An 11883-nucleotide genomic window follows, 5' to 3' on the forward strand; every position below is an offset into this window, starting at 1 on the left:
CCAGACCGCGACCCATGCCACCTTGCCCGCCCACGTACCGACACGCGACGCCAGCCAGGGATAGGCGATGCCAGTGGCCAGGCAGGCGGCGACGATCGGCTCCTGCATGTAGTTGACACCCGAGCCGATCTTGCCCGCAGTGAGGGATACCAGCATGGCGAAAACCCAGTAGAGCGCGAACAGGCGGAGCGGTGACCGGCTGTCGTTCAGCGAAAAGCCGTCCTCGCGCACCAGCCCGCCCAGAACGAGCGCCGCGCCGACGAGCCCCAGTGCAAACGGAAACGGCCAGCCCGGAAAACAGTTCCTCAGCCACCAGAAGCTCAGCGTTTCGATCTCCCACCGGTTCTGGTTAGGACCACGACATGGCGATAACACCAGCCGTGCGACGCAACCTGCAGCGCAACGAAAGCAAGTGCCACCAGCGCGGCCCATGCGCCGCCGACCATGAGCGCCTTTCTGCGGTCGCGGATCCAGCACACGTAAGCTGCGGCTGCAGCTATGGGCGCCACCTCGGAGTGGCCGGTGCAGAAGGGGGCGCCCATGAGAGCCACCGCCAGGATCAGCCATCGGCGTCCGCTACGCAGTATACACCGGCGATGCCCAGAAAGACGGCGCTCATGTCCACCCGGACGCTGGGCCCCCACCACGTCACGATCGGGGCCGCGAAAAAGAGCACCACCCCGAGCGCGGATGCCAACCGCGTCCTACGGGTGCGGCGCAGCAGGAGCTAGATAAATGGCCCGATGCCAAGCGTCACCGCTAATGACGCGGCCCGGCGAAACGCGAAGGAGACGCCGAACGCCTTCATTCCCAGCGACAGGATTGCCGGGTACGCCGGCGGGTATGTCGCCGCGACGTACGGGTAGCGGGTGTAATCACCGTAGATCTCATCTCCGCGCGCTATGTTGACGCCGTTTTGCAGCAGGATTCCCTCGCAGTACTCGATCTCGTAGGGGCGCCGAGACGCAATCCAGAAATGGTCGGCCATCCGTCAGACCAGGCGGCCGACAAGCACCGCCGCGATCAGCACCAGCAGCGCCTGCGTCCATCGCCGCTGCCGGGATACCGCCGACGCGTCGAGTTGACGGGCGCATCCGGCGGCCTGGTCATCCCGGGGCCCACTGTGCACTCAGTCTCGCGGTCCTCGATCACGGCTACACGCCCGTGCTCGAGTATGGTTGAACTTCCGGCGTCGCGGCAAGAGCAGGCACCTTTTCCGCCACGCTGCCGATTCGGCGCAGCTGCGCCAGCCAGGCGTGGAATGGTCTTTCGGCAGTTCAGTAACCTGCTGCGCCGACCGCGACGATCACGCTGAAGCCGAATACCCGCCAGATAAGAGAATCGGTCGGTATGTCGCCGCAAAGGCGTTTGCCGAAGACGTTCAGGAGCGGGGTATAGAGGTACACGCTGTACGAGATGATGCCTAGGCACGCCAGCGGGCGCCATGAGAAGGCACGCACCGCGACCGGGCGACAGTGGCCGCTAATACGATGAGCGCTCCCCAACACTAGGCATATAGCATGTAGTCCCGCCAGTAGCGCCTTACCCATTGCCCTGGCGAATCATGGATGGCATGGCGGATCCATAGCGTTGCCACCAGACCCACAGCACCGAGTACCCAGATCCTCGTCGTCTATCCGCTGAGCGGCTGACGCTCGTGGCGGGTCACCGGTTGGGCAGCATACAGATCGAACATGAATTCGCCGAGCCGGGCGGGCAGCGAGCGGCCAAGAATGCCCGCAGTCGAATTGGACGGGATCTGAGTAGCCACATACCGCAGCACGACGCTGCTGACAAAGGCTAATGTGACCGCAAGCAGCGGGCGACGGGTGATGGGGTGCGCAATCAGCAGGAACAGGATGTAGAAATGAACCTCCGTGGCGAGGCTCCACAGCACAACGTTGATGCTGATGCCGGTGTCTGTGCGCGAATGTGAGGTGGCTGAATAAGTGTCGAGGCCGGCTGACGGCCACATCGGGCGAGACCCCACGAAGCCAGAATGGAAACCATATTCCGACTGCCAGCCATCACGCGGGCAGGATCCGCACTGCCCTGCGCAGCCAGAAGGCCCGCCAGGACGGCCACGGGCGGTCGCGGTCAGTGGGCTTCGCCAGCGGGTAGAACAGGCAGAAGCCGGAGATGGCGAAAGAGAGCGCTGCGCGCATGTGACCGAAAAGGGGGGACAGTGACAGGTCGAGTCCGGCGACCGGCAGCCGCGACCGCGCAACGACCCACAGACGGAACAGCGTCACCATCAGGATGGCGAGGCCGCGGAGACCGTCAATGCCGGGAAAGCGCTGCATTGATACACCTATGAGCGCGTGAGAGCGGCCCCATTGACAACCTGTCGCCCCGCACCAGCGCCCTTTGTCCCGCTGACGCCCCCCGGATTGGATGCATTCCCTATGCCCTGAGGGGCCACCCGAGATGACACGGCGCGCAGAGTCGCGCCCACCTGCGGGCGTAACTCTGCGGCCAGTCGACGCGACCGCATTAACGTGTGACTCGTCGCCAACAGTCCGCCCGTGCGGGTCCTCGAAGGGTTATAACATATGCTCCATTATGGCCGTGCTCGGTCCGCAGGGCCGCAGCTGGCTCATCTCGTGGCACGCGGGCATAGCTCAATCGGCTGACCTGTGAAGATGGACCGGCGGAGATGGGCGAAGTCGACTGGTGTCACTGAGTCAAGCGCACTCTCGCCGCACCGACGCCGCTCTATCGGAGATAACCCACGCCTCGCAGCCGCCGTTCCGTCTCCGGACTGAGCTTGAGGCCTGGTCGGGATCTTGCGCGCCTATAGCGGGAGAGCGCGTTACGCAACTGCCGCTCTACATCCAGCCCGCGCCCGGCGAGGTTGTGCTGTTCCCCGGGGTCGGCGGCCAGGTCGTAGAGCTCGGTCTTCGATTCACGCACCTTGAGCAGGAGCTTCCAGTCGCCGCGACGGATACTGCGCATCAACTCGACATCCTCCGATTGGTCGGGCTCGCTGACCGACGCTACGATGTCCTGCTCGCGGTAGCCAGAGCGACCGGTCAGCAGCGGCATCAACGACTGCCCGCGCGCGCCCGACACCTGCTCGCGGATCCCGCAGAGGTCGAGAAGCGTCGGCATCAGGTCCACCAACTGCACCGGCTCATCCACGCTCCGCCCGCCCTTGACGGACGTCGGTGCGGCGATAATGAGGGGCACGTGCAGCTCGTCCTGGTAGATCTGCCGGTGGTGACCGAAGGCACCGTGCTGTAGGAACTGCTCGCCGTGGTCGGAACTCAACACGACCACCGTGCGCTCTCGCAGCCCCAGGCGGTCGAGTTGCCCCAGGATCTGCCCGATGTAACTGTCTGCGTACGCGGTCTGCCCGTCGTAGAGGGCGACGATCTCATGCATCTGCTTCGGCGTCAGTTCGTCCTGGTGGGACGTCAGCCACGGAAGCGACAGGTACTCGGGCAGATCCGTCGGCGGCGCGTCGAGGAAGCGGTGTTTCGGCTGCCACAGGTACGGATCGTGAGGCTTGAGGTAGTGCAACCACAGGAAGAACGGTTGATCGCGGTGCACCTTCAGAAACTTGAGGCCGAAGTCCGTGACCCACGGCGGGGAGTCCATGCACCGGAAATGAGCGGTGGTTTCATCCTTGAACCGATCGCCCACAAACCGGTTGAAACCTTGGGCGATATTGTAGTGCGGAGCGACAAACCCCGAGGCGATGGCGGCTGCCGTGAAGTAGCCGTGACGCTGCATGATTTTCGGCAGCAACCAGTTTGACCCCGGCAGCGCGCGCCGGGGGGTCGTGGCCCCGTGATCCATCGGAAACTGGCTGGTCAGGATGCTGGCGAAGGAGGGCAGGGTCCACGGGGCGTTCGCATTCGCCTGACGGAACAGGACGCCGCGTGCAGCCAGGGCGTCGATGTTCGGGCTCGTCTCGCGGTGGTAACCGTAGCAACCGAGATGGTCGGCCCGCTGCGCATCCAGGGTTATCAGCAGCACGTTGAGCGGGCGGCGATTCCGAGACCCACATCCTGTGGCGAACGCCAGCGCGACAGCCAGCAGCGCAACGATGGCGCCGGCCACGATGGGACCGCCTCGGCATACACCCGTACGGCTACGGGAGGCAACCAGCGGCCAGACTCTTGGAGGACGACTCATTCCCCGGCAACTCCTTTTCTATGCTGCTGCCCGCGAGCGACCCGCCGCATCTGCGCGCCGCGCCGCCAGACCGTGCGCGGACGGCGCGAATCAGTTCAGACTGCGGCATGTAATCGGCACTGGGCGCGCCAGACGGTCACGACTCGGCCGCAGGCGCGGCTATCCGCCGTCGCGCCGCAAAAAGGCCCAGCGCGCCGACGACGTATATCGACAGCGCGCATACCCCGACCAGGCGAAAGCCCACCGTCATCGCCAGCATCACCGCGAGCACGGTCGCGACCACCGAGGTTGAAGCATTGATGCCCCACGCCCACGGCACGAATTGCGGCGCCACCGCATCGACAATCCGAATCCCGGTCGGGAAGAACATCCCCATCTCGAATCCGAGCGGCGCGATGAGCCCCATGGCAGTCAGAATCCGCACCCACAGAGGATACCCGAGAAGCATCCCGAACACGGTTTCCGCAAACGCCAGATACACCACCCCGAGCACGAGCAGCGCCGCCAGCGCCCACGTCAGCGATCGCTCCGCCCTCCAAATCAACCGCTGGCTTGCCAGGCTGCCAATCCCCGACGACACTAGTAGCGCGCTCAAGACCACCGTCAGCGAGTAGGTCGGATACCCGAGGAATAGGACGAACTTCTGGATGAAGCTGATCTCGATGAACATGAAGCCGAAGCCCAACGCCGCGAAGTACACGGCAAGTCCGGGCGCGGCTCGTGAGTAGACCCCTCGTCGCCGGAAGAGCGCCAGCGGCCCCAGGATGAACACCAGCGAGCCGGCGACCGCAATCCCCAGCAGGGGCACCATGATCAACTGCCCGCTCGTCATCGCCATGCGATCGTACGTGTGTCCGGGGCGTAGGACATACCGCCACTTGTAATAGGGCCATACGAACGGAGAGTCATCGGTCGGTGCGTCGCGCCGGATGACGCTGCTGCGGACATACTGAGCGCGAGCTTCAGGCGACGTGCGGACGAACCACGACAGTTCGTTGTCAAGGCGCCGGTACGGAAGATGGATGGGGATGAAGCCGTTCTCGTCACAGTAGCGCTGGAGCAGATCCGCCTCGTGCGGCGTGAACAGCTGAGGCCGGATCATGTAGACCATCAGATATCGAGCCCAGATGACGCAGATATGGTCCCGAGGGTGACTCACGCCGCGACGACGCAGGGCTTCCAGGGGCCCCGCGACACGCACGATGCCTACCCGGAACTTGACGGTTTCGGCTTCCGGCGGCGGAGCCATGTGGGCGGCGTAGACCAGTCCGTTTGGCTGCAAATGCCTGAAGTAGTCTTCGTATGCCTCGATCGTGTAAAGGTAGTTCTCGTTCAGCACGTTGGTGCCCGCGCTCGCTGCGGTGAGTGTGTCGGTCTGATTCATCTGGATCAGGTCATACGTGCGCTTACTCTGTCGCACGAACGAACGACCTTCCCCGAGCAGATACGCAACTCCGGGCCGCGTCTGGAGCCGGCCGGCGAATGCAGCCAGATCACGGGTAAACAGATGCCTCGTCAATGGGTCGAGATCGACTGCCGTAATGCTGTGCGCGCCGTGGCGAAGTCCGCAGATGATCTCCGTGCCCCCACCAGCGCCGAGCACCAGCACGTCAGGCCGGTGCTTGAGCAGGCGGTAGGGCAGCGAGATCGCGTGATCGTCGAACAATGCAAGCCCGGTCGCGTCGGTGCCGTCGTAGATCATGGCATTGGCATCGCCATCATGGGGGATGCTCACCCAGCGTGGCCCGCGGCCCTGGAACTGGCGGCTGGCTCCGATGGTGCGGTAGCCCGTGCGAGCCGTCGTCCCACCTGTCGGCTCCAGGACATCGACCCGAAACACCGCACCCCAACGCGTGTGCCGGGCGAGACGCCGCGCCTGCGGGCCGGTGGGCCGAGCGCCGCCCGGTTCCCCGGCGGAGGCCGGGGCCGACGCGTCTGCGGCCGGCGTGAGCAACTGCGCCATTGTCTTCTCGATGCTCGGACGAAACTCGACGCCGCGCCAGAAACGTCCCCCTGCCGTCGCCAGCACCAGGACTAACACCGCCGGCGCCAGCGTTGCGCGCGGCCGCCACCACCACGCCCAACACACCGCCGCCCCTGCCATCAGTCCCGCGGCAAGCATGATTACCCCGGGCGTCTCCAACCGCCAGATCGCTACGACCACTACCGCCGACCCGAGCCCCGCGCCCACCAGATCCGCGCAGTACACTCGCGTTACCCGCTCGGACGCCGCGGTGACCGCGCCCGCGATGCAGACGCCGCACAGAAAGAACGGGATCCCGGCTGCGGCGTAGTATGCCGCGAGATACCACCACTGAACGGGCTGTTCGAGGAGTTGGAGCGGGTAGAAGGGCGTGTGCGCGTACACGAGCAGGCTCAGCGGAATGATGAGCGAGGCGGCAGTCGCGCATACGAAGAGTGTCCGCGGGAGATTGCGGCCCAACGCACCCGGGAACGCCGACAGAAACGCGCCGCTGGCTCCGTATCCCAGCAGCGCGAGGCTGATCACCACGTATGCGAAGTGATACCACAGCGTGAACGAGAACAAACGTGTCAGAGAGATCTGCAACATCAAGACCCCTGCGGAAGTCAGAAACACCGCGGGGTAGATCGCCACTGCGCGGGGGCTGGCTATGGCGGTCCGGTATTGCATGTGCTTGCCCTCAACTATTCACACTGCGCTACGCATCGGCGGGGCGACCACTGCATCGGCCGCCGCGACTGCGCGCACATGATGAACGAGGCTCGTAGATCTGGACGCCAGGCCCGTCCGGCGAAAGGCTCTCCACAACGAAGCTCGCCCGGGAGAGTCTCGCAGTCTCAGCGCAGCAGCGCACTGAGACGCGAAACTCGTTAATGAAGTCGCCGTCGGCACCATGCAGGCGATCGACGCTCGTCGTGAATAACCCGGTCTATGATTCACGGCCGAACCTAACGGTACCTCTGGCGCGACCAGCGTCGCCGACGGTCACGGGTTGATCGGAGAAGCGGTGGCGCCATCAGTGCCGCCGGCGCCCCGCGACCCGTACTCCATGACTCTCCGCCGCCCATGCGCGCGGGTCTCCCGCACGAGAGGATTCACAGCCAGGGCTAGTTGGGTGCCAAGTAGCCCAGGGCGCGGAACTGACGCATCATCTCGTTGCGGGCCTCCGGCGTCGCAGTCCTATCCTTCGTGGCAACCGCGCGCGCGGCCAACGCGTCACGGGTATGTGCGGAGAGTGCGGCACCGAGGTCGCCTGGCGGATCGGCGCCAGGATGCTGCTCTGTCGGATCGCGCTTGAGGTCGTAGACCTCCCACCGTCCTCCCGGCGGAATCGGCTTCTCGGGCGGGCACCCGGAGAGGGAATAGATGACGGCGGTGTCGCCGGAGCGCACCCCGTAACGGAGGGCATGTGACCCCCGGATCTGGTCCATTTCGCTGAACACCAAGCGCTGCTCGATGCCCGAGGCGGGGAGCAGCGGCCGGCCGACGAGATCGCGGGGAGCCGCCAAGCCCGCCAGTGAGAGGAAGGTCGGCGTGATGTCGAGATTGCTCACCGGCGTCTCGACCACGGCGCGCGCGAGCCCAGGCCCCCGGATCAGAAGGGGCACGTGCAGCAATTCCCGGTACAGAGTCATCTGGTGCCAGAGGAAGCCGTGGTCGAGGAATTCCTCGCCATGGTCGGCAGTGACCGCGACGACACAGCGGTCATCGCCGTTGAGGGAGCGTAGGACGCGTCCAACGCGGGCATCGACATCGCGCACGTAGAGCTCATAGAGGTCGCGAAGGGCGGCGATCTCCGCGAGCGACGCTTCATCAGGCTTGCCCGTGGCCTTGGGCACGATGGTCAGGAGCCGGTTTTCGCCGGAGACCACGATATAGCCGTTCCGGGTAAACTCGGGCAGCGGCGCGAGCCTGGCGCGGAGCGCAGCGGGAATATTCGCGGGCTCGGGCTTGTACGGAAAGTGAGGGGCCCAGAAGTAGAGCAAGACGAAGTAGCTGTCTCGCCGGTGCTTCTTGATCCACCTGATGCAGGCGTCGGCGATCCGGTCATCGTCCATGTGGGCGACGCGAAACGTGTTGAACCCACGGCCGAAGCCGTAGTCGGGCGAGATCCACTTGTGGGAAGAGAAGGCGGCGGTGGCATACCCGGCGACGCGAAACGCCTCGGCGAGCGTAAACGCATCGCTGCGTAGGTGCATGCCGTCGCCGGCCCGCGTCTGTGAGGGATAGCGACCGGTGAACAGTCCGCAGTTCGATTCGATCGTCCACGATGCGACCGACCAGCAATCATCGAAACGCACGCCTTGCGCCGCGAGCGCGTCCAGGGCCGGCGTGAGATGCCCGCCATTGCCGTAGCACCCGAGGCGGTCGGCGCGCAGGGAATCGAGAACGATAAGAACGAACCGCTCAGGGGCGGGGCGCTGCCGGAAGGCGAAGTAGCCGCAGGCCGCGAAGGCCAGCGCGACTGCTGCGATCATAACGATGACTGCCGTGCCCCATCGGGGCACCCTCGCTTGAGGCCGTGTCTGCGTCATGCTTCAAAACGCCTCGAACGCGAAATCTGAGAAGCCGCCGGTGATAGTGGCCCGGTTGGCCGCGGTGACTGGCTTGGCGCGTCAGGCATGCCGCCGATCCGCCGCCAGCCGCCTCCTTTTTCTGCGTGCCCACGGGCGTCCCCTTTCACCCGTGGCGTTGAGCCCCATCGAGTTGCGGTGTGCCCGATGCGGCACCGACGCAGCCGAGGGTTCTTCAGCGGGCTCAGGCTAGATATGTGCGCCAATCCGCCGACTCGAGAATCCGCGCCTGGAGGCGAATTCTTCACGTGTATGCACACGCGACGACACGAGCGGTTCTCAGTTGAAGAGCTACTTAGGCGCGGGCAGCCTCGAACGCACGAGCGAGTCAGGATCGGCGGCTCAACCATACCAAAGCCACTGCCGCGCACGCATAGCACGCGATACCCGCGAAAAACGCGACCGTGATGCCAGCGACCAAAGCTAGAGCGACCGCTGCCACCGACGCGACAACCGACATTGCGCCGTTGATGCCCCAGTACCAGGCCGTCGGCGCGCGTTCGCCGCGGCTGGCAAGCTTCATGCCCAGCGGGAATGGAGTACCCATGAAGAAGGCGATAGGCGCAAGCAACGCGACGGCCAGCAGGATTCGCTGAGGCATCGGAGCGGGCTGCGCCGCGCGGGTGAGCGCCGGGGTGATCAGGCCGAAGACAGCTAGCAGAACCAGCAGCGTTCCCATGACCACCGCGATGCGCCGCATGGCCCGCCAGTCATCGAGTGAGATGCCGCCGCCGACCAAGCTGCCCAGCCCGCCAGCGCCCAGCAGCACCAGTAGGACGACCGACAAGCCATAGGTCGGATGCCCGAGGAAGATAATGAGGCGCTGCATTTGAGAGATCTCGACGAGCATGAAGCCAAGTCCGATAGCAGCGAAGAAAAGCAGCCCGGGCGCGAGCGAGCGCAGCGAGTAGCGATCTCGCCGGTATGTCAGGCCCAGCGGCACTAGCACGAAGAGCACCGCAAGGACGGTAGTGGTCGTCAGCAAGCTGCCGAGAACGGACACCGCCTGGAGATTCATTGACACGGTGCCCTGGTTCCCTGGCGGCCGCGGCGCCGCCCAATCGCGGAACCGAAGCATCTGGAGGAAGAACGGGCGGTCATCAGTCGGCGGCGTGACGTCGAGCGGAAAGCCGTCGGTGAAATCGCGCAGCCGCGGCGCCGCCAGCAGCCGTGCAAAGCGGCGCTCCTTGCACGTCGCCGGCGACAGCATCACTTCGAACCCGGATCCCTGCGCCCACGTTTCGAGCCTACGCACGTCGTCATCCGTCAATGGCGACCGTGAAATCAAGACGGTGCCCATGCCGTTGCCGCCGTATGGCCCCGGCCCCACGCGCAGGGCGACCACCGCAAGGTGCCGGCGGCAGTCGCGTACACCCATGCCTTCCAGGGTTGCGCGCGCAAGGCTCAGACAGCGGAGAATCTCGCCGGGCGTGCGATAGAAGTACCAGCGCGTAACCGAGAAGACGCCGCGATCCGTCAGGTGATTGAGGATCGCGGTCCAGGCTTGCTCGGTATAGAGGTTGTTCTCGGAGAGGACGAACGCGCCGGCGGCGGTCGCCGCCCACGTATCGATGAGGGCGCACTGTATGATGTCGAATTCCTCCGGGCTGCGTTCAATCCAACTGCGCGCCTCGTCGGTGATGAAGCGGACGCGAGGGTTGTGGTCGAGGTGACCCGTGAACTCGCCGAAACGGTCGTTGAGCGCGGTCACGATGCTCTCGTTCAGTTCAACGCCGGTGACTGACCGTTGGTTCATCGCCAGCGCAGTCAGGATGTCACGACCCCCTCCCACACCGATTACCATGACGCTCGCGTTTGGCCGCAGCCAGTGCGCCGCCGCCGAAACGTCGTAGGGAAGATAGCCGACCGCCTTGAGGTTACCGTCGAAGCGGGTCATGACCGTGGCCGCGTTGGCATCTATATCCATCCACAGTTGGTCGACCTGATACTGCTGCCGCCGTTCGCCCCTCCCGTAGACGCCGAAGGGTTGTCCCGGGCCCTCACCAGGCGGAGCATTCGGGCGGTCCGCGTACTCGCAAACCATGACGCGCGAGAAGGCGTTCCACTTCTCGTAGAGCAGCTGGGGCTGGCGTGCGCCCTTGGCCCAGCGCACGCGCAGCACGTTGCCGTGCCCGCTGTAGACTGCCATTGCGGCCAGCGCCACCACCAGGGCGCCGGCGGCCACGCGCGCCGACAGCGCGCGAGATCCGAGCGAGAAGAACAGGGACCCGAGGGCTGCCGCCGCCCCGACCGCGATCAGGGCGCTGGGCGCATCCAGCAGGTCGAGCGTGAATATCACGCCTGAGCACCCAACCGCCGCCCCGATAAGGTCAACCGCGTAAAGGCGGTTAATGCGTTGCGGGAAGCGGGTGAGCGCCACACTGACCACGATCCCGCTGAACGTGAAGGGCACCGCCACCAGCAGGTAGAGCGGGACGAGCGCCGCGAGTTCGCCGCCCTGCGTCGGAGGACTGAATCTCGCCCTCAACATTACGACAGTAGCTGCCGCCGTGGTCAGACCGAATAATCCTGCCGCCCCCGCGAGTCGCGTGGGGATCCGCGGTCCCGAGAAATAACGCGGCGCCAAGTGGACGATGACGGCGCCCAGTGTCATTCCGAAGAGTGCCACCGATACCGCCACGAAGGCGAAATGATACCAGAGGATGACGCTGAAGATCCGCGTCAATAGGATCTCGAGCATGAGCGTCGAGAGCGTCACGCAGAAGAGACCGGCATAGATGCCCACGCCCGCGTGCGGGATGTGCGCGGCCCCTGCCGTAATCACAGGGCTTGCCTTTCGCTCCCTTCCCGCAGCCATTGGCAGCAATCTCCTTTTCCGTTTCCTGAAGTGCGCGCGCCCGGACTGACGGCTCGCGGACACCACGGCGCCCCGGGCGCCTGGCGGCGCCCGGCTACGGCCGTTTGTCGTCGCGTCGCAGCAGGAGCCGGCGGTACATCTCTGCGCACGTCGGGTGGCGGCCGTCAGCGGGCGCCATGAAGTAGAGGTAGCCCGCTTTATCGAGCAGGTAGTAGTTGGCCATGATCGCACGGCCCATGCCGATACTCCAGCGGTAGTTGCCGTAGGTACCCCACTCGTCGCTGGCGCCGCCGGCCGGATTCCATACCGAGATGATGAGGGCGAAGCGGCGCCGCTTGATGTCCTGAATCAGCGGGCCCTGGTCCCAG

The 11883-nt window shown here is 65.2% G+C and carries 11 protein-coding genes; all 11 read right to left on the minus strand.

Features of this window, described 5'->3' with window-relative positions:
* On the minus strand, window positions 1-375 hold a 375-nt coding region (locus tag JSV65_15050; protein ID UCH33861.1), incomplete at its 3' end, for a hypothetical protein.
* A gap of 352 nt (window positions 376-727) precedes the next feature.
* Window positions 728-988, minus strand: a complete 261-nt coding sequence (locus JSV65_15055) for a hypothetical protein (protein ID UCH33862.1) — start codon at window positions 986-988, stop codon at window positions 728-730.
* Between the two features lie 3 nt (window positions 989-991).
* On the minus strand, window positions 992-1129 hold the full coding sequence (locus tag JSV65_15060; protein ID UCH33863.1) for a hypothetical protein: 138 nt from the start codon (window positions 1127-1129) through the stop codon (window positions 992-994).
* 148 nt (window positions 1130-1277) lie between these two features.
* Window positions 1278-1550: a hypothetical protein gene (locus JSV65_15065; protein ID UCH33864.1), complete on the minus strand. Its 273-nt coding sequence runs from the start codon at window positions 1548-1550 to the stop codon at window positions 1278-1280.
* An 83-nt stretch (window positions 1551-1633) separates the two neighbouring features.
* Complete coding sequence (locus tag JSV65_15070) at window positions 1634-1975, minus strand: hypothetical protein (GenBank protein ID UCH33865.1); 342 nt, start codon at window positions 1973-1975, stop codon at window positions 1634-1636.
* 52 nt (window positions 1976-2027) lie between these two features.
* Window positions 2028-2303 (minus strand): acyltransferase family protein, encoded by a 276-nt coding sequence (locus tag JSV65_15075; protein UCH33866.1) that lies wholly within the window; start codon window positions 2301-2303, stop codon window positions 2028-2030.
* 412 nt (window positions 2304-2715) lie between these two features.
* On the minus strand, window positions 2716-4065 hold the full coding sequence (locus JSV65_15080; GenBank protein ID UCH33867.1) for a sulfatase: 1350 nt from the start codon (window positions 4063-4065) through the stop codon (window positions 2716-2718).
* Window positions 4066-4276: 211 nt separating this feature from the next.
* Window positions 4277-6793, minus strand: coding sequence for a hypothetical protein (locus JSV65_15085; GenBank protein ID UCH33868.1), 2517 nt, complete (start codon window positions 6791-6793; stop codon window positions 4277-4279).
* Between the two features lie 437 nt (window positions 6794-7230).
* Complete coding sequence (locus tag JSV65_15090) at window positions 7231-8601, minus strand: sulfatase (protein ID UCH33869.1); 1371 nt, start codon at window positions 8599-8601, stop codon at window positions 7231-7233.
* A 424-nt stretch (window positions 8602-9025) separates the two neighbouring features.
* Window positions 9026-11515, minus strand: coding sequence for a hypothetical protein (locus JSV65_15095; protein UCH33870.1), 2490 nt, complete (start codon window positions 11513-11515; stop codon window positions 9026-9028).
* A gap of 94 nt (window positions 11516-11609) precedes the next feature.
* A partial coding sequence (locus JSV65_15100) for a hypothetical protein (protein ID UCH33871.1) occupies window positions 11610-11883 on the minus strand: 274 nt, incomplete at its 5' end.

The organism is Armatimonadota bacterium (assembly GCA_020354555.1).
Taxonomy (GTDB): Bacteria; Armatimonadota; Hebobacteria.

Bases quoted from the DNA above. Each gene is read 5' to 3' on its own strand.
- JSV65_15055 (UCH33862.1), bottom strand. From the start codon at position 988: ATGGCCGACCATTTCTGGATTGCGTCTCGGCGCCCCTACGAGATCGAG.
- JSV65_15065 (UCH33864.1), bottom strand. From the start codon at position 1,550: ATGGGTAAGGCGCTACTGGCGGGACTACATGCTATATGCCTAGTGTTG.
- JSV65_15070 (UCH33865.1), bottom strand. From the start codon at position 1,975: ATGTGGCCGTCAGCCGGCCTCGACACTTATTCAGCCACCTCACATTCG.
- JSV65_15075 (UCH33866.1), bottom strand. From the start codon at position 2,303: ATGCAGCGCTTTCCCGGCATTGACGGTCTCCGCGGCCTCGCCATCCTG.
- JSV65_15085 (UCH33868.1), bottom strand. From the start codon at position 6,793: ATGCAATACCGGACCGCCATAGCCAGCCCCCGCGCAGTGGCGATCTAC.
- JSV65_15090 (UCH33869.1), bottom strand. From the start codon at position 8,601: ATGATCGCAGCAGTCGCGCTGGCCTTCGCGGCCTGCGGCTACTTCGCC.
- JSV65_15095 (UCH33870.1), bottom strand. From the start codon at position 11,515: ATGGCTGCGGGAAGGGAGCGAAAGGCAAGCCCTGTGATTACGGCAGGG.